Raw genomic sequence first — 24,264 nt, 5'->3', positions numbered from 1 at the left:
GTCCCTCCGGGTGAGTCGTCAGCCCTGGCCGGGGCCGGGGGAGCCGCCCAGCCACTCCCAGCCGGACCAGCTGGAGAACCCGGTCTGCCAGATGTGGAAGGTTCCGGAGGGGTTGGTCCCGAAGACCTCGATCCGGCCGTCGGCGTTGGAGGCGGCGGTGACCTCCGTACCGCCGGAGCCGAAGGGGGCCCAGTCGCTGTAGGGGGCGTTGACGGCGGTCTGCCAGCTGTGCATGGCGGTGGTGCCGTTCATGGCGAAGACCTCGACGCGGCCGTCGGGAGTGCGTTCGCTGGTGAGCTGCGCGTCGGCAGGACCGCCGGTGCGTTCCCAGCCCGACCAGCCGGAGGGGCCGGTCTGGTACCGGTGGAACACGCCGACCGGACCCGAGGCGAAGACCTCCAGGCGGCCGTCGGCGTTGTGGTCGACGGTCAGGTCGTGGCCGCCTTCGCCGAACGGGCCCCACGCGGACCAGCCGCCGCTGGGCGCGGTCTGGTAGCGGTGCTGGAAGGTCGTGCCGTTGAGGGCGAAGACCTCAAGGCGTCCGTCGGGAGCCTTCCCCATCTCCACACGGCTGTCGGCGGGGCCGCCGCCCGTGGACTCCCAGACCGACCAGCCGCCGTTGGGGGCTAGCTGATACCGGTGGAACAGCCCGACCGGGCCGGAGGCGTAGACCTCGATGCGGCCGTCCGCGTTGACTCCGGCCGCAGTGTCCCGGCCGCCCTCGCCGAAGCCCTCCCAGTGCGACCAGCCGCCGGACGGGCTCAGCTGCCAACGGTGCTGGAAGGTGGTGCCGTTGAGCGCGAACAGCTCCAGCCGTCCGTCGGCGTTGGGCGCGAGCGCGAGCTCGGCGTCGGCGGGACCGCCCAGCGACTCCCAGGGCGACCAGTCGCCGTTGACCTCCCGCTGCCAGGCGTGGTGGATGCCGTCGGCCCCGGCCGCGAACACCTCCAGACGCCCGTCCGCCGACCGCGCCGACACGACCCGGCCCGACTCCGACGGATACACGAGGGGCTTCGGCCGGGGCCCCGTGCCCGGGGTGCAGGGCAGTACGACCCCGCGTTCGGCGAGATAGACCTCGGGGTCGACGCCGTAGGAGGCGGACGAGTCCCCCCAGATCCGCAGATGCAGGTGGGGGCCGGTGGAGTTCCCCTCCGAACCCATCAGGGCGATCTGCTGGCCGGCCACGACCCGGTCGCCGACGAAGACGTCCCGCCGGGACATGTGCCCGTACTCGGAGATCCGCCCGTCGGGCTGCTGGATCCGGATCCACTGGCCGTAGCCCGACTCGTACCCGGAGATGGTCACCTCGCCGTCGGACACGGCGTGGATCGGCGTCCCCACCCCGTTGGCGATGTCGACGCCGTTGTGGCCGGAGTGGAAGTGCTGGGACACGGGCCCCGCGGCCGGGCACGCCGCGGTGGAAGCGGCTGACGCGACCGAACCGGCTGGAGCGGTGGATCGGACGGACACAGTGGGAGCAGTGGTCCGGGCCGCGGCCGGGGACGTGGGCACCAGAGCCGGCAGCAGCAGGGCGGCCGACGCCGCGAGCACGGAGCTCACCACGCGGCGGGAAAGTCCACGAAGCACAGGAAGCACCTCCAGGGGGCGCGGGCCGCCGACCGGCTGGCGCGAGCGGGCGGTAGGGAACGTAGCAACGCCCCGACGGCCCGGAGACCCCGGAAGGTTACGGGGTGACAGCCGGCCCCGCCTCGGGTACCGGGTCGCCCGTCGGCGGCGGTCCATCATCGGGATTTCATCGCCCCTTCCTAGCGTGACCGCGTTCGCACGAGGAGCGCCACGAAGGGGAGGACGGGCCGATGGCACGGACGCGAGCGAGAGCGAGGCTGCCGATGGCGGTGGCGGCCGCCGTCGCGGTGATGAGCACGATGGCCGCCACGGGCTCCACGGCCGCCACGCGGCCGGCGGCGGGACCGGACAGGCCGACCATCCGGTACACCGAGTACGGCATCCCGCACATCATCGCCTCGGACTGGGAGGGCCTGGGCACCGGCTACGGATACGCGGCGGCCAAGGACAACATCTGCACCCTGGCCGACACCTATCTGATGGTCAACGCCGAGAGGTCCCGCCATCTGGGGCCCGACGGCAGGGCAAGCCCCGGCCAGAACCAGAACACCACCACCAATCTCAAGAGCGACCTGTACTTCCAGCGGATCAAGGACGACGGGGTGGTGGAGCGGCTGATCGCACAGCCCGCCCCCGACGGCCCGGAGCCCGAGGTCAAGGAGGCCATCCGGGGATACGTCCGGGGATACAACCGGTTCCTGTCCGAGACGGGCGCCGACGCCCTCACCGACCCGGCCTGCCGTGGCGCCGCCTGGGTGCGGCCGATCACGGAACTCGACGTCTACCGGCACGCGCACGCCGAGATCATCATGGGCAGCGCTGACGCGCTCCTCGACGGCCAGGTCGACGCCGCGCCCCCGGGGGCGGCGTCCGCCCCCGCGAAACCCGCGTCCTCGCCCGAGGAGACCGCGGCGAAGATCAGTTCCGCGCTGGCGGTGAGCCGGCAGCAGAGCATGGGCAGCAACGCGCTGGCCGTCGGCTCGCAGGGCGTCTCCGGCGGCACCGGCATGCTGCTGGCCAACCCGCACTTCCCGTGGCAGGGCAAGAACCGGATGTGGCAGAGCCATCTCACCATCCCGGGCAAGGTCAACGTCTCCGGGGCGAGCCTCCTGGGACTCCCCGCGGTGAACATCGGGTACAACGACGACGTCGCCTGGAGCCACACGGTCGCCACGGTCGCCCCGTTCGGGCTCTTCGACGTCCAGGTGGATCCGCTCAACCCCACCAAGTACCTCGTCGACGGCGTCTGGGAACAGATGACCTCGCAGCAGGTCACCGTCGACGTGCGGAAGCCGGACGGATCCCTCGGCAAGGTCACCAGGACCCTGTGGTCCACCCGGTACGGCCCCGTCACCACGTCGATGCAGGGGGTGCCGCTGCCCTGGGTGGTCAGCGCGCACGCCGTGCGCGACGTGAACATGAACAACCTGCGGGCGCTGAACACCTGGTTCCGCCTCGACCAGGCCAAGGACGTCGAGGACGTCGTCAACACCCTGGAGACCACGCAGGGCGTCCCCTTCTTCAACACGATCGCCACGGACCGCAAGGGCAAGGCGCTGTACGCGGACATCCAGGCCACCGCGAACATCACCGACGCGCACGCCCAGTCGTGTCTCACGATGACCGGCCAACTCCTCTTCAACCAGCCCCTGAGGCTGCCGAACGTGCCGCCGATCTCCATCTTCGACGGCAAGCGGAGCGCGTGCGACTGGCCCGACGACCCGAACGCGGTCGCGCCGGGACTCCTCGACCCGCGCAAGCAACCCCGCCTGATCCGGGACGACTTCGTGGGCAACGCCAACGACAGCGCCTGGCTGGCCAACCCCGACCAGCCGCTGACCTTCCCCCGGGTGATGGGCGACACCCAGGCACCCCGCTCGCTGCGCACCCAGGAGCTCATCCTGACCGCCCGGAAGCGGATCGACGGCACGGACGGGCTGCCGGGCAGGGGCTTCACCCCGGAGACCATGGGGCAACTGCTGTTCGCCGACAACAGCCGAGCGGCCGACCTCGCCCTCGACGCCACTGTGGCGATGTGCAAGAGCGTGCCCTTCGGGCTCATCCTCGTGGACGGCACCCTGGTCAACGTGAGCGAGGCGTGCCCGATCCTGGCCGCCTGGAAGAGCCACGACTACACGGCGGACAGCCGGGGTTCCCTGCTGTTCGCGAACTACTGGGCCTTCCTGCAGGGCGGACAGGGCATCGAGAAGCTCCCCTGGCGGGTCCCCTTCGACCCCAAGGACCCGGTGCACACACCGAACTCGCTGGACTCCGGCAGCTCCGCCGTCCGCGACGCGTTCGGCCGGGCCGTCCTCGCGATGCGCAAGGCGGGCGTTCCGTTGAACGCGCCGCTCTCTGACGTCCAGAAGGTCACCCGCGGCGGCGAGCAGATCCCGATCCACGGAATGATCGGCGAACTGGGCGTACTCAATGTGATCACCATGGGCCAGGTCGACGGAAAGACGGACGTCGTCTTCGGGTCCAGTTTCGTCCAGCAGGTCCGGTTCACCGCCGAAGGGCCGCCGCAGGCCCGCTCCGTCCTGGCCTACTCCCAGTCGGCCGACCCGAACTCGCCGCACCACGCCGACCAGACCAGGCTCTTCTCGGCCGGCCAGTGGGTGACCGAGCGGTTCACCGAGGAACAGATCGCGGCCTCACCGGCCCTGGTGGTCAAGGTCCTCGACTGATCCGACGCACGGAATCCGAAGCGCAGACAGAGCATCACAGGAGAGGGAGCATCGTGAGAAGAACAGCGAACGTCCGGCGCACGGCGCTGGCATGGGTGTTCGCCGTCCTGGCCGTGGTCACGGTCATGCCGGCGGCCTCGGCGCAGTCCACCGACGACGGCACGCCGCCCCCGATGGCGAACGGGTTCGGCCTGACGCAGGTCGGCACGGCGACGGGCAATGCGACCGAGTTCTACCTGACCGTGACCACGCCCGAGGTCGCGGAGGAACAGCACATCAAGATCATCCTGCCGAAGAGCTACTACGACGACCCGAACCGGCGCTATCCGGTGATGTACTTCCTGCACGGGTCACCCGACGACCCGATCCAGCAGAACTATCCGGCGCTGCGCATGTCGGACCGGATGATCACCGTCATCCCGGACGGCGGCGCCCGGGGCTGGTACGCCAACTGGCTCAACCAGAAGACCGCCGCCGGTGCCCAGAACTGGGAGAACTTCCACCTCAAGCAGGTGATCCCGTTCATCGACGCCAACCTGCGGACCATCGCCACCAAGAAGGCCAGGGCCGTCGCCGGCGTCTCGATGGGCGGGTTCGGAGCTCTCCACTACGCCCAGGCGCGCCCGGACCTCTTCAGCCAGACCGCGTCCCTGTCCGGCGACATCGACCTGTCGGTACGGTCCATGGACCTGCGCCTGGCCGTCGTCGCCTCCCTCGTCGCCTACGAGCCCTCCGTGGACAGCGACGCCGCGTTCGGCTCGCCGTACCCGGTGTTCAACGCCGACTGGAGGTTCAACGAGGTCGACCCCTCGCAGCACATGGACCGGATCAAGCAGGGTGGGATCGGGGTCTCGATCTACGTGGGCAACGGCGGAGGCTCGGTCACCGACCTGGAGTTCTGGCTGGAGGGCGCGGCCAAGCACGTCAAGAACGCCATGGACGCGCTGGGCATGTCGTACCACTTCGTGAACTACGGCGACGGTTCCGGCTGGGGCACCCTGTGCAACGGCGGCCACAACGCCGGCTGCTGGGAGGAGGACCTCCGGGACCTGGTTCCCCGGCTGGAGAGGCACTTCGCCTCCTGACGCCATGAGCCCGCCGTCGTCCCGTACCGCACGAGCGGTACGGGACGACGGCGGGCTCGCGCCATCCGCCGGCGGGCCTGCGCGGTCCGCCGGCGGACACGTCTAGCCGGCCGCCGGTACGGGCGCGCTCCGGGCGGGCGCGGAGACGGACCGGGCGGGAGGGGCGGCGGGCCTGCCGACCGCCGGGCCCGGGCCGTTCAGCCAGCCCCATTGCGACCAGCTGGCGAACCCGGTCTGCCACCGGTGGTAGACACCGGCACTGCTGGTACCGAACACCTCGATGCGGCCGTCGGCGTTGTTGCCCGCGCCGATCGCGGTGCCGCCGGTGCCGAAGTTCTCCCACGGTGAGAAGGGCGCGTTGGGGGCGGTCTGCCAGGAGTGGCTCGCCGCGTCGGCGTTGATCGCGAACACCTCCACCCGGCCGTCGACCGACCGCGAGGTGGCCAGCTCGGCGTCGGGCAGCCCCCCGGCGCCCGTGCCCGTCCATTCCGACCAGGTGGTGGGGCTGGTCTGCCAGCGGTGGAACACCCCGTCGGCGTTGGAGGCGAACACCTCCAGCCTGCCGTCCTGGTTGTGGCTCGCGGTCACGGCGTGCCCGCCCTCGCCGAAGTGCTCCCAGGCGGACCAGTCGCCGTTGACGCCCCTCTGGTACAGGTGCCCGAAGGTCGAGTCCGACAGCGCGAACACCTCGAGCCGTCCGTCGGGCGCGTTCTCCATGGCGAGCCGCGCGTTCGCCGGGCCACCACCGGTCCCCTCCCAGCCGGACCAGCCGCCGCTCGGCGCGGTCTGCCAGCGGTGGAACACGCCTTCGGCGTTGGAGGCGAACACCTCGATACGGCCGTCGGCGTTGTTGCCCGCCGCCAGCCGGTACCCGCCGGTGCCGAAGGTCGCCCAGCCGGACCACCCCGCACTGGGCCCGGTCTGCCACATGTGGTCGAGCGTGCTGCCCGACAGCGCGAACAGCTCCAGCCGGCCGTCGGCGTTGGCGGCCACCGCCAGCTGGGCGTCGCGCGGGCCGCCCGCGAACCGCCACGGCGCCCAACCGCCGTTCACCTCGTTCTGCCACGAGTGGTAGACGCCGTCGGCGCCCGCCGCGAAGGCCTCCAGGCGTCCGTCGGCGGACCGGCCCGACACCACCCGCCCGGAGGCGTACGGGTGCCGGGGGCCCGTGCTCATCCCCGACCAGAGCGCGTTGGCGATGATCACGGCGTCGCCCGCCTCCAGGCCGTACTTGTACCGCAGGTCCTCGCGCGGCCGCTGCACCTGCCAGCACACGTCCCCGATCGCCACGTTGTTCCACGACCCGCCGGGGAACATGTCCTCCATCGCGTCGAGGAACGCGTTGGTGGCATAGACCGGGTCCAGCCGCTGCGCCTTGCTGCCCCACCAGTCCTGCTGCTGGAACAGCCCGATGCTCGTGTAGTCGACGGCCTGGGAGTAGTTGTTGATGTCGGTCTCCACGATGACCGTGGCGATCGCGATGGCCGCGGCCCTCGGGTTGAGCCCCCGGTCCTTCACCGCCTTGGTGACCATCCGCGCACAGGACATCCTGTAGGGCGTCAGCAGGCCCGCCATCCGCGCCCCCAGCTGGGGGTTGAGCTGGTCGGCCATGATGGCGTCGGCGGCCGACGGGCCGGCCGGGTCGCAGGGCTCGGTCGGTATGAGCAGGGCGTCCGGTCCCCGGAAGTACCGGGAGACGCCGTAGTGGTCGTCGCGCGGGGCCGGTCCGGGGTCGGGACGGGCCACGGCGACCGAGGCCGTCAGCCCGACGACCAGTGCCCAGACGCCGGCCAGGAGGGCCAGTCTGCCGAGCACGCGTGTGAAGCCGGTTCCTCTCATCGTGTGCCTTTCCGTCATGCTTCCAGGTGGTCGGCGGCCGACAGTAGGAGGCACCGATGAAATGCCGATGGAATCGATTCCCGAGCGCGTTTCATCGGGATGTCATCGGCCGCTGCCAATCTCGTCGTACGCAGGCCGAACACACGGGAGGATCGACATGCGAGCGAAGAGGATCAAGGCCGCGCTGGCCGGAATTCTGCTGACGGCCGGGATCTCGGTGACGCAGGGCGCCACGGCGCAGGCGGCGGTGACGGCTCCGTGCGAGGGCACGTACACGATCGTCGTCGGCGGTACGGGAAGCTCGTGGAACAACGACGGCTTCACCGGCAACATCCAGCAGCACGTGGGATATCCGACCCAGATTCCCAACGGCGCGAGCGCCCGGGCCGGTGTCAACGAGCTGAACCGGCTGGTCCGTGACCAGCGGGCCGCGTGCCCGTGGCAGCACGTGAAAATGGGCGGATACTCGCTGGGCGCCGCGGTCGTCCACACCTGGATCACCGAGAACTGGCAGACGTTCGGCAATGTCAACGCCATTCTCATCGCCGACCCGAAGCGGCAGGGAAATCCCGGCGCCAACGGCGGATCCGTCCCCTTCGGCGGAATCGTCGGCGCCCCGCTGGCCGGTGCCGACCGGTTCTTCGGCAATGTGCCGGTCAAGACCATCTGCCACTGGGACTATGTCTGCGACGAGTCCGCCGGAATCTGGACCTACCCCGGCAACCACGTGAGGAACTACCCCAACGACTTCAACATGGACTTCCACAACGACGTCGCCAACGAGCAGTGGTACAACGGCGCCTGGTATCCCGCGTCCTGGTGATCACGCGATCGCGGTGCGACCGGCCGAGGGAGTGACGCCGAGGCCGGTCTCGTCACCGCGCAGGATCATCTCGTGCGTCCGCCGCAGGGTCCGGCCGGGGGACACGCCCAGTTCGTCGGCGAGGCCGCGGCGGGCCCGGTCGAACACGGTGAGGGCGTCGGCCTGGCGGCCGTCGCGGTACAGCGCCCGCATCAGAAGCGCGGCCACCGGCTCGTCCAGGGGGTGCGCGGCGGACAGGGCGAACAGTTCGGAGATCGCCTCGGCGTCCCGGCCGAGCCGCAGTTGGCACTCCACCTTGCGCTGGACGACGGCGATCCTGCGCCGGGTGAGCCGCAGCCGCTCCAGCTCGGCGAGCGGCCCGGGCAGACCGGCCAGCGGTTCCCCGCGGAACAGGTCGAGGGCCTGGGCGCACAGGCGGACCGCCTCGGCCGGTTCACCCGCGCGCTCGGCCGTGCCGACGCCGACGACGAGCTCCTCCATCCGCGCCACGTCCACGTCGACCGCGCCCGGGACGAGCCGGTATCCGTGCCGGGCGTGCTCGATGACCGAGCCGGGACTGTCCCCGATGCGCAGGGTCTTGCGCAGGCGGTAGACGTACACCGGCACCACGTTCGCCACCGGCGGCTCCGTGCCCCAGACGTCGTCGAGCAGTTCCTGCCGGCTCAGGGACCGCCCCGCGCACAGCGCCAGGGTCGCGAGCACCGCCTGCTGGCGCGGATGCCCCAGGTTCAGCGGCCGCCCGTCGTGCCACGCCCGCAGCGGTCCGAGCAGGGAGATCCGCACCGCAGGACCGGCGGCCCGGCCGGCCGCCCGCGGCGCCGTGCTCACCGGCTGCGTACGGGTGCCACGGCCGGGGACGACCAGGCCGCAGTCGAAGGCGTGGACGATGGCCGCTGCCCGGTCGCGGAGCCGGAGGGTGACGAGTATCCGCGCGAGGAGCTCCGCCACGGCGTCCTCGGGGATCGCGAGGGCGTCGGCTATCTCGTCGTCCCGCAGGCCGCAGCCGACCGCGGAGAGCACCTGGCGCTCCCGCTGCCCGAGGGCGGCGGCGGGACGGCGGGCGGTGGTGGCGGTCGTCGGCATCGTTGCTCCCCGGGCTCCGGACTGGTCGGGTCTGGTGGGCGCCGTCGACACGGTAGGACGGGGAGCGCCGGGCGGGGCATCCGGAACGATCCGGAGTGACACGCGCGGACTACGGCGTCACTCCTTTCCGCCGTCCCGCTCGCCGTGCCGGTGCGGGGCTCGCCGTCGCCGGTGCGGGGCTCGTCGTCGTCCGGTTCGCCCCGCGGCGAGGGCGGGCCGGCCGGGGGGTCCTCCCCGAGGGCGCGTGCGGAGGAGCGGGGTGTCCCGACCTCTGTGAAACGGCACGGTCCCGATCGGCCTGGCGATCTGTGTCACCTGGGCGGGGTGATCGGCTTCCGGCGGAACGAAGTGACGTGCAGGGAGGAGGGAAGGACGCCGGCGTCTGGCTCTACGCCGTGAAGAAGTCGACGAGCGCCCGCGCGACCGGGCCGGGCGCGTTCTCGGTGGGGATGTGGCCCGCGCCCGGAACGCGTACGAGTGTGGTGTGCGGGATCTCCGAGGCGAACCGCTCCGCGTACTCCACCTTCTGGAAGTCGTCGTCCTCGCCCCAGATCAGCAGTTTGGGTGTCACGTTCCGCCGGAGCGCGGGGAGGAGATCCCGGGTGTAGCGGTTGTCGGCCGCGCCCACCATGGCCATCCAGGAGCGCCGGACCCGCGCGTCGGTCCACGGCGCCAGGTAGTCCGTGATCAGGCGCTCCGTCGCGGCACCGGCCAGCGCTTGGGTCACGGCCTGCCGGCGGGCCGCGAGGATCTCGTCAGCGGTGGTCGCGGCGACGACCTCGGGGTCCCGGAACCGGGCCACGCCGGACACCGGCCAGGAGTCGTAGGTGACCGAGTTGACGAGGGCCATCCGGGGCAGTTCAAGCCCGCCGTGGACGAGGAGGTGCTGGGCGACGGCACCGCCGATGTCATGGCCCGCCACGGCGATCGGCCCGGTGAGCTCCAAGGCGGAGGCGAAGCGGGCCACCCACTCCGCGAGGGCGGGGACCGTGCCCGTCTCCAGGGTGAGTTCACCTCCCGAGCGCCCGAGGCCCGGGAGGTCCACGGCGATGGGGCGCAGCCCCGCCGCGGCGATACGGTCCAGCACCGGAAGCCAGACCCGGTTCCAGTAGGTGCCGTGCAGCAGGAGAACTGCCGGCCCGTCCTGTTCCACGGTCAGGTAGCTGGCCGACTTCCCGTCGACCTGGATCTCGGTCCGCAGCACTGTCGATTCGATGATCTCGCTCATGGACTCAATGTGGCCGAGAGCTCTCCGCCGGCCGAGAGTCTGGAATGACACCCTCGGATATTTTCTTGCCATGTCGCTTCATCAGGTGGTGGCCCTGATCACCCCGCCGCAGTCCCCCTTCGAGCTGGCCTGCGCGTTCGAGGTCTTCGGCATCGCTCCGCCGGACGCGCCGGCGCGCTACGACTTCCGGGTCTGTACCGAGCACCCTGGCGTCCTGCCGACCGGCGCCGGCTACACGATGTCCGTCGAGGCGGGGCTGTCCGTCCTTCAAGAGGCGGACACCGTGGTCGTCCCGGGCCGACAGCCGCCCGACGCGCCCGTGTCCCCGGACGTCGTCGAGGCGCTGCGGGACGCCCACCGGCGCGGTGCGAGGATCGTCGCGATCTGCACGGGGGCGTTCGTCCTCGCCCGGGCGGGACTGCTCGACGGCCGCCGCGCCACCACCCACTGGCGCAGCGCCGCCCGGTTCTCCGCGGCCTTCCCGCAGGTGCGCGTGGATCCGGACGTCCTCTTCGTGGACCATGGCGACGTGGCGACCAGCGCTGGGACCGGCGCGGGAATCGACCTGTGCCTGCATCTGGTGCGTTCCGACCACGGGGCGGCGTACGCCGCCCAGATCGCCCGGCGCATGGTCCTGCCGCCGCACCGGGAGGGCAGCCAGCTCCAGTACGCCGCGCAGCCCGCACCGGCCAAGGTGGACGACTCGCTGGCGCCACTGCTGGAATGGGCCGTCTCGCGCCTCGACACCAGACTGACCCTGGACCACCTCGCCGAACACGCCGGTCTGTCCAGCCGAACCCTTTCCCGACGCTTCGCCGAGCAACTCGGCACCAGCCCGGGGCAGTGGCTGCTCGGCCGACGCATCGATGCCGCACGGGTGCTGCTGGAGCAGACCGACCTTCCGGTGGAAGCCGTCGCCACCCGGGTCGGCCTCGTCTCGGCGATCAACCTCCGTCGCCGCTTCCGAGCGCATCTCGGCACCACACCCGGCGCCTATCGGCGGACCTTCGGACAACACGACTCCGCCCGCTGCGCCCGCTAGCGATCCCGCCGCCTGTGTCCACAACGCCACGGTCGGGCCCGCTGCCGGTGAGAGCCGGTGGTGCACCCCGTGAGCTACGGAGCGCGGGGATCGTCGGGCGGCCGTGCCGACCGCGAGGCGAGGGCGGGGAGCATGCCCGCCGGCTGGGGGTTCTCGGATGCGTTGTTCTGACGCCCTCGAAGCTTCAGCGACAGGTGGCATGCGGCTCGTTTCTCGAAGCACCGTCTCGGAGGAGTCGACCACCCCTTGACGTTCAGGTGTGCATACTCACGTGAGGACCTCGTACGTGGCGTCATGCCTCTGAGTGGCGTGCGTGTACCTGCCGGCCTTGACCACGGGAAGCTCGATGAGCACAGCAGCTGACTACAGCAACGTCGATCCGGAACGGGCGTTGAAATACGCCGTTCAGCACATTCGGGGCGACAGAGCCCAGATCATCGAGGGGATCATCGAGCCAGTGTCGCCCACATGGGACCACGAAGCGGCAGCAGAGGCCATCCGTGATCAGATCCGCCCTCGCGCCCGGCAGCTGGGGTGCGTGACCGGCTCAGGCAACCTGGACCTACCCGGCTCTTCCAACTGGTACGTTCCCGACATCGCGGTCGTTCCCACAGCCCAGGCGAAAGGCGCCACCGCCCTCTTGCCTGAGGACACGCTGCTCATCGTAGAGGTGACATCGGAGTCCGATCGGGACACCGATCGCATCGTCAAACGTGCGCGATACGCCGAGTACAACGCCCCCCTCTACCTCGTGGTCGACCGTCAGGAGCAGAGCATCACCCTGTTCTCCGAGCCGGGCAGGCTCGGCTACACCCGCGTAGACGGCCCACACCCCTTCGGAATCACCATCAGGCTCCCCGAACCCTTCGACCTCGACCTCGACACCAGCGAACTCAGCTGACGGAGTAAGGCGTCCTACCCGCACACGTGGGAACTCGCCGTCATGCGGCGGAGGGGCGGCGTTCCAGTTCGCCGCCCCTGCCCGCTCGGGGCCTCCGCCTCAGCGGACCTTCGCGCGGAGCAGCACAGGCTTTCCTGCGGGAGTTTCCGGAGTGGCTCGATACAACGGCGACGTGAGCGCCGGCAGGCGGCCCACGTACGCCCCACGCCCGGCAAGGGCAGGCTCGGCAGCGACCTATGTCAACAGCTGCCGCAAAGACCCTCAGCCAGGCAGTGGGCCGGACCACCGGATTGCCTTCCTAGGACCCTTAGGTTAAAACTAGAGCCCCTAGGAACCAGGAGGACGCATGGTGCGTGCCGGGCTGACGGCGGAGCGGGTGACGGTCGCGGCCGCGGAGCTGGCGGACGAGGCCGGGCTCGATCGGGTGACCATGTCGCAGGTGGCGCGGCGGCTGGGCGTGAAGGACGCGAGCCTCTATGCGCACGTCCGCAACCTGGAGGACCTGAGAGGGCGAATCGCGCTGCTCGCGGCGGACGAGAAGACCATCCGCATCGCGGAGGCGACCGCCGGCCGGTCCGGCAGGGACGCTCTGGTCGCCTTCGCGAACGCCTGGCGCGCGTACGCGCACGAGCATCCGGGCCGATACACCGCGACCCAGACCCCGATCCGGATCGACCCCGAGCTGGCCGCGACGGCGCCCGGACCCCGCCGTGCGGTCGAGCTGACCTACGGCATGCTGCGCGGTTACGGACTCGCCGAGCCCGACCTGACCGACGCGGTCCGGCTGCTGCGCAGCGCCTTCCACGGGTTCGTCGCCCTGGAGGCCGCAGGCGGGTTCGCGCAGGCACGTTCGCCACAGCACTCCTGGGTGCGCGCCCTCGACGCCCTGCACACACTCCTGGAGCACTGGCCCCCATTTCGAGAAGGAGACCCGGCATGACCTCGCCGACCATCGGCAGCCTGCGCGTGAACGGCGCCACCCTGCGCTACGAGAAGCGCGGCCGGGGCCCGCTTCTCCTGCTGATCCCCGGAGGGACGGGCGGCGCGTCCTCCTTCGACGGCGTCGTCGACGACCTGGCCGCCGAGTACACCGTCGCGACCTACGACCCCCGTGGCATGTCCCGGAGCACGCTGGACGAGCCCGAGGCCGAGCAGCGGGTGTCCGAGCACGCCGACGACGCATTCCGGATCCTGGAACTGCTGTCGCCCCATGAGCCCGCCCGCGTGTTCGGCGCCAGCTCGGGCGCGATCGTCGCGGTGCACCTGCTCACCGCGCACCCCGAACGCGTCACGCGTGTCGTCGCGCACGAGCCGCCGTTGGTGGAGGTCCTGCCGGACGTCCTGGAGCACCGCGCGCTCCTCGCCCGTGTCGACCAGACCTTCCGCGCCGAGGGGCTCATGCCGGCGATGGCCGTGTTCGCCGCGGGACTGAAGAAGGACGGTGACACCACCGAACCGCAGGCCGGGACCACACCGTCGCCGTCGCCCCGAGCGACGGCGCGGCCCGAGCGGACGACGACGAACCTGCCGTACTTCGTCGGGCGCATCGTCCCCGGCTTCATGTCCTACGTGCCGGACGTCGACCGACTGGCCGCGCTGTCGGACAAGCTCGTGCTCGCATGCGGCGAGGACTCGCGAGGCGAGCTGCCCTACCGCCCGGCCGCCGCCCTGGCCGAACGACTCGGGACCGAACTCCGGCACTTCCCCGGCGGCCACATCGGACTGACCACACACCCCACCGGGTTCGGTGAGTCTCTCCGCCAGGCCCTCCACGCCTGAGGCCGCACTCACCCCGGCCACCCGCACCGAAGCCCCGCGCCACGAACAAGCCTCACCGACCGCATCACGCCTGCAGGTCGGCTCGGGTGGTGCCGGTCCGGCCCACGGTGTGTTCCCGGTGCGGCGGGTGCAGGGTCTCTGGCGGTGGGAAGGCGACGGCGCGGACATGGCGGACCTGTCCCGGCTTGCCGAGCCGTTCCCCGAGCGGGGCCCAGACCCCGAACTCGTCGAAACACTCCTGTCCGAACGCCCCCAGGAGGAGGATTTCGACGAGATCGAGGAGTTCGACGACGCCTTCGAGGCATGGGACGCACGGTGGGACGCCGTCATGTTCTCCCCCGAGCGGGCCGTCGGCGCGATCGTGATGTCCCACCCGGGGTGCGCGCAGCGGGAGTGGCTGATCGTCAGCGGCAGTCACCGCGGCGCGATCTGGTCCGACTGCCGAGTGGACGACGCTGACCTCGCGCCACGCCTCGGCCCCCACGGAGAGCCCGTGACCTTCGCACAGTGGCACCTCGACTGGCTGCACCAAGCCGAGCACACCGCGCACGCGGCGAACTGAGCGCCTGGCCCCTGCCCACCGCCACCCCGAGCCGCCGGCTCCCCGGAACACGGTCGGCGCTCCAGGCCCAACTGGTCGTTTCAGAATGCCGTTCGGAGCCATCGGAGGCAGATGATGTTGCAGGCGAGTTCGAGCAGACCCTGATGGAGGTCGGCGCGTCGTTCATAGCGGGTGCGAAGTCGTTTGAACTGGTGCAGCCAGGCGAATATGCGTTCCACCACCCATCGGACCTTGCCCAGTCCTGAACCGTGGGAGACGCCGCGGCGGGCGATCAGCGGTTCGATGCCGCGCTTCCAGAGGAGGCTGCGGTACTTGTCGAAATCGTAGTCACGGTCGGCATACAGGCGCCAGGGCTTGTGACGAGGGCGTCCGCGCAGGCCCCGGATCGGCGGGATGGCATCCAAAAGTGGCAGGAGCTGGTTCACATCGTGGCGGTTGTCGCCGGTGAGAATGACGGCGAGTGGGATGCCACGGGGGTCAACGATCAGATGGTGCTTGGAGCCGGGGCGAGCGCGGTCGACCGGTGAGGGACCGACATGATCGCCTCCTTTGAGGGCCCGGACATGCGAGCCGTCCACAGCGCAGCCGTCCAGGTCCAGAAATTCCGTACGGCGCAGTTCAACGAGCAGGGCAGCGTGCAGACGCGGCCAGACTCCGGCCTCGGTCCAGTCACGCAGTCGGCGCCAGACCGTGACTCCGGAGCAGCCCACGGCCTCGGCGGGGATGTCGCGCCAAGAAGTACCGGTCCGCAGAATGTCCTGAATGCCGGCGAGAGCCGCCCTGTCCGGAACGCGAAGTCGCCCAGGGGGGCGATGGCGCCGCACAGGGACAGGTGGCAGAAGTGGAGCCACCCGCTGCCACAGGTCGACCGGAACAAGAGCAGCACGCACCTGGCCATCCTGCCAGCCAAGATCATCGGGCACGGCCCTGAGGTCAACTCATCAGGAAGGGGATGGTTTGGAGGAAGGGACGCGAGAAAGGTTCCTCCGGACGGCCCCCGTGACGGCTGCCACTGACCTGGACGCGCTGTGCGGGCCCGGGCAGTGGCCGGACCCGCACAGCGTGGTGGTCAAGCGTTCGTGCCGGAGTCCCCACCGGACGCAGGGGCGGACCCGGACCCGGGCGCGGGGGCGGGGGTGGGCTTGGGCGTGTCGGTCTTGCCGCCCTGGTTGAGCATGCCGCCGAGGGCGCTGAGGTTGCCACCTCCGGCTCCGCCGGTGACGAGTGGTGCCGCCTTGCCGGCGGCGTCGACGGCGATCTGGGCCATCTTCTGGAGGTGCTCGGTGGCGGTCTTCAAGGCTTCCTGGGCGCGTGCGCCGGCTTCCTTGTCGTTGGTCGCGGCGGCTTCGATGCCCTTGGTGAGGACTTGACTCATCTGGGCGAGGCCGCTCATGTCACGGAACAGGTTGGCCGTGGTCATGGCCTGCACCGCCTGGGAGCCGTTCGGGTCCGGCATCGCCACCAGCGGGGTGAACTTGGCCTGGGCAGCGCCCATGCCGAGTGCTGTGGTGTCGAGGTTCTGTGCGCGTGAGGCGGTGGAGACCGGCGCGATGTCGGCGGGGGTGATCTGGATGGGCGAGTCCTTCCAGTTCCAGAAGCGGGTGAGGTCGATCTTCTCGGCCGAGTTGGACCGGCCCAGGACGGCCTCGGCGAAGACGCCGTTGGTGGCGATGGCGATCGTGTTGGTCGCCGGTGAGCCGAACGTGTTGTCGGCTGCCTTGCGGGAGTCGGTCCACTCCTCCCGTTCCTCCTCGCTGGCGAAGTTCCAGCGGAAGCCGAGGTAGTTGCCGGTGGCGGCGACCGGCTTCGGGTCCAGCAGGGTGCCCAGCGCGGCCGGCGGCGCGGTCGAACCCGCTGGGGTGTACGCGTAGTTGGCGAGGATACGGCTGAGCGTCAGCTCGTCAGCGTTGGCCCAGACGGCCTGGCTGTAGTGGCGGCGGTTGTCGTTCAGGTGGTCCAGGACCGCCTGGGGCACGGTTCCGCCCCGCACGTGGAAGCCGAGCGACGCGAGGTAGGTGCGACTTCCGGACTTCACCGTCGAGCCGAACAGCCCGCAGATGGCCGAGGCGCCGCCGGCGTCCTCGGACAGGTCCGGTGCGGCGGTGGTGGTCGCGGCGGTGCCGAAGTTCGCCACGCCCGAGGTCATCTTCAAGCGCAGCCCGGCGAGGGTGCCGCGGGCGGCCTTGCCGGACCAGGCTTCGTAGGAGATCAGCTTGTCGGCACCGCCGAAAGTGTAGGACGCCTGCTGCGCGCCGGAGCCGCCGATGTCGCCGCAGCCGAAGGTGTGATTCGGGAAGACGACCTGGATGCCGCGGATGCCGTCGCCGTCGGACCAGACGTCGATCCGGGACGCGTAGGAGGAGTCCGCCTTCGGCTGGTCGTCGAAGGCTATCGGTGCCTCTCGTCCCGTGATCCGGCGCACGGTCCCGTTGCTCATGAGCACCCAGTAGTCTCCGCCGACGGCCGAGGCGATCTGCGCCAGCCCGGTGATGCTCTGAAGGCCGCCGGTCGCGGGACGGACCACGGTCGTCGCGCCGGACTCCACCAGCAGGGGCGCCGTCTCGCCGCTGGACTGGGACTGGACGACGGCCCAGAGCGCACCATCGGAGGTGGCGGACAGCCGCTGCACGCCGGGCCCGTTACGCCGCACGCCATCGGTACCACTGTGCTCGTACACGACACCCTGCCGGGAGTACCACAGCTTGTTCGTGCCGGTGACGGCGATGTCGTCGGCCGTGACGCCCAGGCTCGACCATGAGCTCTGGCCGCGCTGGTGAATGATGTTGTTCGTGCCGACGACATAGACCGAGCCGTCCGCGCCACAGACGATCCGCAGCCCCCAGCCGTTCGCCGGGTCAGGTCGCCAGCTCGTCCCGTCGAACTGGACGATCACGTTGTCGGTGGCCCTGAGCCCCCAGACGGTGTTCTTGCCCGGCGCGATGCGGGTCAGGCCCCCGCCCAGTCCCGTGGTGGGCAGAGCATTCCACTGCTGGGTCGCCGGGTCGAACCGGACCGGGGCGCCGTCGGCCTTGCGCACTCCGTACACGCCCATCGCCGAAGCGCCGATGTCGGCCAGCTCCAGCCCGTCGAACTGCTGGTTACTCGGCACCTCCGGTGCCGAGCACGCGTCGAGCCTGCGCACGGCGGTGTCGAACGGGTTCGCCGCGCGGATCTTCGCCGCCCAGTCGAACGGCGCCACCGACGCGAGCACCTCCTTGTACCGCTGGAGGCTGGTGTGGGTGAAGGTGAGCTCCTGGAGCGGGATGAACAGACAGCGTTCCAACTTGGTCGGCTTGGTCGTCACGTTGTAGACCTGGACGACCTCGTAGTACTGCACCGACATGGCGTGCATGTGGTTGTAGTTGGTGACGACCCGGGTCAGGACCTGGTCCTTCTCCGTCTGCGTCGTCTCGCGCACGACCGTCATGTTCCGGCTGCGGGCCGCGGTTGCCACCTGCTGGGTCCGCGCGCTGATCCGCTGCGTCGTCTCCGCCGCGACCGACTTCACGCCCGTGGAGCGGGACACCGACGTCGCGATGCCCGTGTTCGACGACTTGCCCCAGTTGCCGCCGCCGCCAAGGCCGAAGAGTGCGACGCCGACGCTGCCGCCGGAGCTGGACGACTGGCCGGCCTGGAACCCGAAGGAGTCACCGTACTGCTCCTCGCGGGCGATCGCGCTCGCGACCTCGCTGATCGACCGGTTCTGCTCGGTGGTTCCGGACAGTGCCTCGTTCTCGCCGGCCGTCTCGGTGCCGGTGGCCCGGGTGGTGCGCTGCCAGTCGACGACCGCGACCCTGGTGCTCTCGCCGGGCGCGAGCGCCAGGCTGTGCAGCAGCCGGCCGAGCGTGACGCCCTGGGCCGACCAGCTCTGCTCCGTCGTGACGATCATGCCCTCGGCCGGGCGGTCGTAGAACGGCAGATTCTCCTCGCCGAGGTCGATGGCACCGGTCAGCTTGCGCGCCGGCTTCGACCCCGGGATGTCGGTGAGCACCACCGAGCGGTACCGGACGATCTCCGTCGGGTAGTTGCCGGTGGTGGGAAGCAAGTCCTTCGGCGTCGGCCCGTCAAGCATCGCCTGGTCGGCAACGGTCTTCGGCGGCGTACTCGCCGAGGCGACAGAGGTGGAACCCGAGGTTCCGGTGGGCGGGGTGCTCATCGCGATTTCCCGTCTGTGAAAGATGAGGGTGAGGTCGGCGAGATCGCCGGTATGCGCAACTCCTGGCCCGGAGAAGGAAGTTCACCTTCGGGACCGCTCGAAAAGTACACATCTTCATCACGGAGCCATCACATTTTGGCGAGAATGGCCAGAAACGGCGCTTAGGCGGTCAGCAGCTCTGCCGCCGCAGGGGCTTTAGGAGGTTTCCCGGCCGCGCGCCCCGGGTGCCGAGCCCTCTCCGGGATGGCCGCATGGCCTTCTTGGTCTCGGAGCGCAGAGCCTGCGCGGGGCGAGGGCAGAGGACGTACGGTCGGTGCGCTCCAGGACAAACTGACGAGCGGAGTGGTCGCGCGTCAAAACGCTTTGGCATCCAGCACGGAGACCAGCTCTCTCGCTTGGCCCGGGCCGGCAGCACATTCCGGAAGCTCCGCACCTCTTTCTGAAACGGGCAGTGGGCCGCAGAGCCGGACCGGCATCGAGTGTCCCGTCCAGACCCAGGCCGGAGGAGCGGGGAGTTCATTGCAGAAGTGTGGGAGGCGAAGATGCGGTTCTGCTTCGAGCCAGGCGTGCCAACCACCGACAGCCGTCCGAACGCCACCACCCGGCCTCCGCCGTCCTGCTCGACAGCAGCGCGAACAGATCCGCTCCGTGATGTCACGTGGGGCGCGGATGCTCCAGCAGACGACACACTCACTGAACCCGGCAGCAGCTGAATACCGTCAGGCGAGCGGGACAGCACCCACGCGGGCATCGAGGGGCCCTCCTCGGCTGCCAACCGCCGTACGAGCAGCCTGACCACCGACTGCACGTGGAGCCTCCGCCGTGGTGTCTCACACCCTCCTCTGTGCACGTTTCGGACTTGCCCTCACGACTGCTCGGGACCGTTTCACCGTCGATCCCGCCGGCTTCCACGGCGGCATCCGCATCCGCATCACTCAGCCGCCCCTTCCTCAGGGGGTGAGCGCAGGAGTTTCAGTACGGCGTTCTCGACACCCCCCTGTGTGGCCGGCCGGCCGAAGATGCTGCCCTCGCCAAGCGCGTCGAGCGCGCCTGCGATGGTCTCGCCCTGCTCGTACGACTCCACGACTCGGGGATCGATGTACGACGCCCGGCAGACCGCGGGCGTATTTCCCAGGTACTCGCTCACCTCGCGCACGGCGTGTGCGACGACCTTGCCGCGGCGGGTGCGGGAGGAGTCGCTGGTACGCGCGGAGACGGCCAGGGCGACCGCGGCCAGGACGGTCGCGTACCAGGTTCTGAAGTCCTTGGCCGTCACCTCCTGTCCCGAGCGTTCGCGCAGGTAGGCGTTCAGGTCCTCGGCGTGGACCTCGTGCCAGGCCCGGTGTTCCCAGTAGGCGAAGAGTCTCGGTCCGTCGTCGCTGCGCCGCAGCAGGGAGCGGACGACCGCGTAGGCCTGATCGTCGACGAGTGTGCGGGTGACCTCCTTGCCTGATTTGGCGGGAAAGCAGAGGTGGATCTCGCCTTTGCGGCAGGTGGCGTGCTCGCGTCGCAGGGTGGTGAGGCCGAAGCTCCCGTTGTCACGGGCGTAGCGTTCGCCGCCGACGCGCAGGAAGCCGAGATCGAGGAGGCGGGTCAGGCAGGCCAGGACCCGAGGCCGCGTCAGGCCTCGCCCGGCGAGGTCGTCGGCCACGCGTTCTCGCAGGCGGGGGAGCGAGCGGGCCACGCGCTGGACGTGCTCGTGTTTGGCGGCGTCCTGCTGGGTTCGGAAGCGAGGGTGATAGAGGTACTGACGGCGCCCTGCGGCATCTGTACCGACTGCCTGGATGTGGCCGTTCGGCCACGTACAGATCCAGACGTCCTGCCAGGCCGGGGGGATCACGAGGGCGCGGACCCTTTCGCGGTCCGCCGCCGACAGCGCCTGTCCGTCCGCGTCCAGGTAGCGGAAGCCTCGTCCGTGGCGTACGCGCTGCCACCCGGGCCGACTGGGGTCGCTGGTCCGCAAGCGCGCCGCCACTGTCAGTCCTCGTCAGGGTGCGCCTGCGTACGGAGGGTCCAGGCACGGCCCGCGCAGTCGTACGGCAGGGGCGGGAACCGGTGCCCGCGGACGTCGGTGCTCTTGCTCCACTGGTGCTCCTTGCCGCAGTCGCACGCATAGATACCACTCTGCGGCACCATTTCTCCAGGTTTCCACTCGTTTGTCTGTTTCATGATGGGCGTCTACCCCCGCACCTGCCTCCACACCGGGAATCGGCGCATCGGGAGCGGAGTCAGGCCGCCGAACGCCCCGAGTCACGGCATGCGGCGGAGGTCCCCCTTCCGGCCGCTGGGCGACAGCCGGGAACCTCCCCGCGGTCCCGGCACAGCGCGAGGGCCGAGACGATGCGCGTGGCGCTCGAAGTTCACCGACAGGCGCGCCCGGCGTTCAGGTCGGTCACTTGAGTGGGTCGTGGCCCCAGTTCATGAGGGAGTGGCGCCATCTGGTGTCGGTGACGTCGCCGCCGGGGCGCTGCTCCATATGACGGTGCGCGTACCTGTTGTCCGCCCGTCACTGATTCTTGCCCTTCTTGCGCAGGGCTCCGGGCTTGTGCACGGCGGAGCGGCCGGATTTGTCGCTCTCCACTTCGTACTGCGGCTCGTCCTTCGAGGCGTCCACGGTCCGGCCGGCCGCCTGCGTTCGGTCTGCGATCTTCTTCTTGACTTCGCCCGTCACGTTCTGGCCGTGACTCTTCCAGGCGACCTTGTCGCCCTTGCTCAGGTTGTCCCTCTTCGGCATGGCGTTCTCCTCGACGGCGTGACGCATCCGTCAATGTCGGGCGCATGGGCAGGCGCAGCGGTATCGAGGGGGCAGACTCCGCCTCGCCGTGTCGTGGTGGGTTGCGCCGTGGTCAGGGTCGACGGTGCGGAGGCTTCGCGCGGCTGCACCGCGTGCCGTGGTGTCATGCCGGCCACCTCCATTCGGTGATCTCGGCGGGGTCCACGCCGGTGCGGCGCAGCTCGCGCCGGAGTTCGTCGCGGTGGCGCGCGTACTGCTCGGCGAGTCGCCGGGTCCGGCCTCCGGGGCGCTCCAGGTGGCGCAAGAGGGTGCGGGCGAGGTCGTGGCGGGTGGTTCCGTTGAGCGCGAGGAGGTCGTACGGGGTGGTGGTCGTGCCTTCCTCGACGTAGCCGCGGACGTGGAAGCGGTCGGGGCGGGGCCGGCCGTGCAGGAGCTGGTGCACGGCCGAGGGGTAGCCGTGGAAGTCGAGGACGACGGGCGTGTCGTCGCCGAAGAGCTGGTGGAACCGTTCCGGTGACATCCCGTGGGGGTGGCGGTCCGGCGGGGCGAGGGCGCACAGGTCCACGATGTTGACGAAGCGGATCCGGGCGTCGGGGAGGTCACGACGCAGCAGGTCGGCGGCGGCGAGCGACTCGACCGTGGGGATGCCGCCGGCGCAGGCGAGGACGGCCTCGGCGGGTCCGTCGCCGGCGGTGCCGGCCCATGCCCACGCGGAGGCTCCCGCCCGGCAGTGCGCGCGGGCGGCGTCGAGGTCGAGCCATTGGGCGGCGTCGTGCTTGCCGGCGACGACGGCGTTGATCTTCCCGGTCTCGTCGAGGAGCCGTTCCATCGTGACCAGCAGGGTGTTGGCGTCGGGCGGCAGGTAGACGCCGGTGACCTCGGAGTTGCGGTCGAGCAGATTGCTGAGGAAGCCGGGGCCCTGGTGGCTGTACCCGTTGTGCTCCTGGCGCCATCCCTCGCTGGTGAGGAGGTAGGTCAGGCTGCTGACGGGGGCGCGCCAGGGGACCTCGCGCGACATCTTCAGCCACTTCGCGTACTGGTTGGCCATGCTGTCGACGATCGAGGCGAAGGCTTCGTAGGTGGGGAAGAGTCCATGGCGGCCGGTGAGCAGGTATCCCTGGAGCCATCCCTGGCAGTTGTGCTCGGAGAGCGTCTCCATGACCCGGCCGTCCCGGGCCAGGTCCTCGGCGTACTCCTCGGCCGGCCAGACGTACGCGCGCCCTTCGGCCTCGAGGATCGCGTCGAGCTTGTTGGAGGCGAGCTCGTCCGGGGAGACGACGCGGAAGTCCCGGCTCCGGGCTGTCGCCTCCATCAGTCCGGTCAACCAGCCGCCGAGGACGCGGGTCGGGCTCGCCGTGGCCGAGCCCGGACCGTCGGCGAGCGCGACGGCGTGGGGCTTCAGGGGCGGGAGCGGGAGAGGACGGCGCAGCCGTCCGCCGTTGGCGGCGGGCTGGGCACCGATGAGAGCGTCCGGTTCCGGCAGGCCGGCGAGTACCTCGGGTGCGGGCCGTCCCTTCGCGTCGAACAGTTCCTCGGGGCGGTACGACCGGAGCCAGGACTCCAGGGCCCGCAACTGCTCGGGGTCCTCACGGGCATCGGGGAGGGGTACCTGGTGGGAGTGGAAGGTGCCTTCGATGGGCGTACCGCCGACCTCGGCCGGTGCTCCGGCCCCCTTGAGGCTGCGGAGCACGATCATCGGCCAGGCGGGCCGCGTGGGAGGGTCGCCGGCGCGGGCCCGGCGCTGGATCTCCCGGATGGTGTCGTGGGCGTCCTTCACGGCCGTCGTGAGGGCGGCTCCGGGTGCGGGCCCGGTCTCGTCCACGATGCGCGGGTCCCAGCCGTAGCCCCGGAAGAGGGCGGTGAGCTCCGCGTCGGTCATCGTCGCGAAGAGCGTCGGTGAGGAGATCTTGTAGCCGTTCAGGTGCAGCACGGGGAGGACCGCTCCGCAGGTCACCGGGTCGAGGAACTTGGTGGAGTGCCAGGCTCCCGCCGTGGGCCCCGTCTCCGCCTCACCGTCACCCACCACGCATGCCACGACCCGGTCGGGGGCGTCGAGCGCGGCCCCCACGGCCGTCGCGAGGGCGTAGCCGAGCTCGCCGCCCTCGTGCAGGGTGCCGGGTACGGACGGGGAGAGGTGGCTGGGGAAGCCGTCCGGGGCGCAGTAGCGGCGCGCCAGCTCCCGCAGGCCCTCCCCCGTTCGGGCCAGCCCCGGGTCCTGACGTTCGTGGGTGCCCTCCAGCCACAGGTTGGCGTGGATGGCGGGTGCGCCGTGGCCCGGTCCGGTGACCAGGAGGACGTCGGTGCCGCGCTCGTGGATCAGGGTGTTCAGGGCCGAGTAGACCATCGTGATGCCGGGGCAGGAGCCCCAGTGGCCGAGAAGCCTCGGTTTGACGTGCTCGGGCCGCAGGTCTTCGGTCAGCAGCACGTTGTCCTGCAGGAAGATCAGGGCGGCCGCGATGTAGTCGGCGGCGCGCTCGTAAGGGCTGCGCCCGGCGGGCTGAGACGGAGCGGACAAGGTCACGGGACCTCCGAGGGACGGGGCTTCGTCAGGGCGCCTGCCCGGGCCGGCTCCGTTCAATCGGCGGGTACGGGTGTCGGTCTCCCCCGCCCTGTCGCCGCACGCCCCTCAATTCAGACGGATGCGGCCGCGCACGATCCGGACGGTCGGCCGCGCCGGAGTACCGCCGCCGGGGCCAGCCCGCGCCCGGGCGGAGGGCACCGACGCCCCCCCCCACCCCCCCCGACTGAGGACCCCACC

18 protein-coding genes and 1 pseudogene are annotated in these 24,264 nt (G+C 70.6%); 8 read left to right on the top strand and 11 right to left on the bottom strand.

Annotated features, from left to right (window positions below; all coding sequences use genetic code 11):
- Window positions 1–18: 18 nt before the first annotated feature.
- Window positions 19–1,587, bottom strand: coding sequence for a peptidoglycan DD-metalloendopeptidase family protein (locus tag ACF1BN_RS21580; RefSeq protein WP_392333193.1), 1,569 nt, complete (start codon window positions 1,585–1,587; stop codon window positions 19–21).
- Window positions 1,588–1,817: 230 nt separating this feature from the next.
- On the opposite strand from ACF1BN_RS21580, the gene ACF1BN_RS21575 reads away from it, so the two are divergent.
- Both ACF1BN_RS21575 and ACF1BN_RS21570 read left to right on the top strand, forming a co-directional pair.
- Window positions 1,818–4,274, top strand: a complete 2,457-nt coding sequence (locus tag ACF1BN_RS21575; RefSeq protein ID WP_392333192.1) for a penicillin acylase family protein — start codon at window positions 1,818–1,820, stop codon at window positions 4,272–4,274.
- Between the two features lie 53 nt (window positions 4,275–4,327).
- Complete coding sequence (locus ACF1BN_RS21570; protein ID WP_392333191.1) at window positions 4,328–5,359, top strand: alpha/beta hydrolase; 1,032 nt, start codon at window positions 4,328–4,330, stop codon at window positions 5,357–5,359.
- 102 nt (window positions 5,360–5,461) lie between these two features.
- Here the strand turns inward: ACF1BN_RS21570 and ACF1BN_RS21565 are convergent, their stop codons facing one another.
- Window positions 5,462–7,198 (bottom strand): peptidase M23, encoded by a 1,737-nt coding sequence (locus ACF1BN_RS21565; protein ID WP_392333190.1) that lies wholly within the window; start codon window positions 7,196–7,198, stop codon window positions 5,462–5,464.
- Between the two features lie 157 nt (window positions 7,199–7,355).
- Here ACF1BN_RS21565 and ACF1BN_RS21560 point away from each other — a divergent pair, with 157 nt between their 5' ends.
- The gene (locus tag ACF1BN_RS21560; protein ID WP_392333189.1) at window positions 7,356–8,021 is read left to right on the top strand and encodes a cutinase family protein; all 666 of its coding nucleotides are present in this window, start codon (window positions 7,356–7,358) and stop codon (window positions 8,019–8,021) included.
- On the opposite strand, the gene ACF1BN_RS21555 is transcribed toward ACF1BN_RS21560, so the two are convergent.
- Window positions 8,022–9,104, bottom strand: coding sequence for a BTAD domain-containing putative transcriptional regulator (locus ACF1BN_RS21555; RefSeq protein ID WP_392333188.1), 1,083 nt, complete (start codon window positions 9,102–9,104; stop codon window positions 8,022–8,024). It lies immediately after the preceding gene.
- Between the two features lie 388 nt (window positions 9,105–9,492).
- Window positions 9,493–10,332 (bottom strand): alpha/beta fold hydrolase, encoded by an 840-nt coding sequence (locus tag ACF1BN_RS21550; RefSeq protein WP_392333187.1) that lies wholly within the window; start codon window positions 10,330–10,332, stop codon window positions 9,493–9,495.
- 70 nt (window positions 10,333–10,402) lie between these two features.
- Between ACF1BN_RS21550 and ACF1BN_RS21545 the strand changes: the two genes are divergently transcribed.
- The 5 genes from ACF1BN_RS21545 (at window position 10,403) to ACF1BN_RS21525 (ending at window position 14,616) form a co-directional block, all read left to right on the top strand.
- On the top strand, window positions 10,403–11,374 hold the full coding sequence (locus ACF1BN_RS21545) for a GlxA family transcriptional regulator (protein WP_392333186.1): 972 nt from the start codon (window positions 10,403–10,405) through the stop codon (window positions 11,372–11,374).
- A 346-nt stretch (window positions 11,375–11,720) separates the two neighbouring features.
- Window positions 11,721–12,275: a Uma2 family endonuclease gene (locus ACF1BN_RS21540; RefSeq protein WP_392333185.1), complete on the top strand. Its 555-nt coding sequence runs from the start codon at window positions 11,721–11,723 to the stop codon at window positions 12,273–12,275.
- Window positions 12,276–12,621: 346 nt separating this feature from the next.
- Window positions 12,622–13,215: a TetR/AcrR family transcriptional regulator gene (locus ACF1BN_RS21535; RefSeq protein WP_392333184.1), complete on the top strand. Its 594-nt coding sequence runs from the start codon at window positions 12,622–12,624 to the stop codon at window positions 13,213–13,215.
- A complete protein-coding gene (locus ACF1BN_RS21530) occupies window positions 13,212–14,054 on the top strand; it encodes an alpha/beta fold hydrolase (protein ID WP_392333183.1) in 843 nt (280 codons plus the stop codon). The genes ACF1BN_RS21535 and ACF1BN_RS21530 overlap by 4 nt, the downstream gene beginning before the upstream one ends.
- 166 nt (window positions 14,055–14,220) lie before the next feature.
- Window positions 14,221–14,616 carry a hypothetical protein gene (locus ACF1BN_RS21525; RefSeq protein WP_392333182.1) on the top strand — a complete coding sequence of 132 codons (396 nt, stop codon included), beginning with the start codon at window positions 14,221–14,223 and terminating at the stop codon, window positions 14,614–14,616.
- Window positions 14,617–14,696: 80 nt separating this feature from the next.
- On the opposite strand, the gene ACF1BN_RS21520 is transcribed toward ACF1BN_RS21525, so the two are convergent.
- The 7 genes and pseudogenes from ACF1BN_RS21520 to ACF1BN_RS21490 form a co-directional block, all read right to left on the bottom strand.
- Window positions 14,697–15,506 carry an IS5 family transposase gene (locus ACF1BN_RS21520; RefSeq protein WP_392333297.1) on the bottom strand — a complete coding sequence of 270 codons (810 nt, stop codon included), beginning with the start codon at window positions 15,504–15,506 and terminating at the stop codon, window positions 14,697–14,699.
- A 179-nt stretch (window positions 15,507–15,685) separates the two neighbouring features.
- The gene (locus ACF1BN_RS21515; protein WP_392333181.1) at window positions 15,686–18,661 is read right to left on the bottom strand and encodes a hypothetical protein; all 2,976 of its coding nucleotides are present in this window, start codon (window positions 18,659–18,661) and stop codon (window positions 15,686–15,688) included.
- Between the two features lie 1,042 nt (window positions 18,662–19,703).
- A complete protein-coding gene (locus ACF1BN_RS21510) occupies window positions 19,704–20,747 on the bottom strand; it encodes a DNA topoisomerase IB (protein ID WP_392333180.1) in 1,044 nt (347 codons plus the stop codon).
- 2 nt (window positions 20,748–20,749) lie between these two features.
- Window positions 20,750–20,941: a hypothetical protein gene (locus ACF1BN_RS21505; protein ID WP_392333179.1), complete on the bottom strand. Its 192-nt coding sequence runs from the start codon at window positions 20,939–20,941 to the stop codon at window positions 20,750–20,752.
- Between the two features lie 223 nt (window positions 20,942–21,164).
- Window positions 21,165–21,263 (bottom strand): annotated as a pseudogene (locus tag ACF1BN_RS21500) (DNA-binding protein); the annotation flags it as partial.
- 15 nt (window positions 21,264–21,278) lie between these two features.
- The gene (locus ACF1BN_RS21495; RefSeq protein ID WP_392333178.1) at window positions 21,279–21,506 is read right to left on the bottom strand and encodes a DUF2945 domain-containing protein; all 228 of its coding nucleotides are present in this window, start codon (window positions 21,504–21,506) and stop codon (window positions 21,279–21,281) included.
- A gap of 163 nt (window positions 21,507–21,669) precedes the next feature.
- Window positions 21,670–24,021, bottom strand: a complete 2,352-nt coding sequence (locus tag ACF1BN_RS21490; RefSeq protein WP_392333177.1) for a phosphoketolase family protein — start codon at window positions 24,019–24,021, stop codon at window positions 21,670–21,672.
- Window positions 24,022–24,264 lie beyond the last annotated feature (243 nt).

The sequence above is a fragment of the Streptomyces sp. NPDC014861 genome, assembly GCF_043081625.1.
Classification (GTDB): domain Bacteria; phylum Actinomycetota; class Actinomycetes; order Streptomycetales; family Streptomycetaceae; genus Streptomyces.
This window is presented reverse-complemented; position numbering and strand designations above follow the sequence as displayed.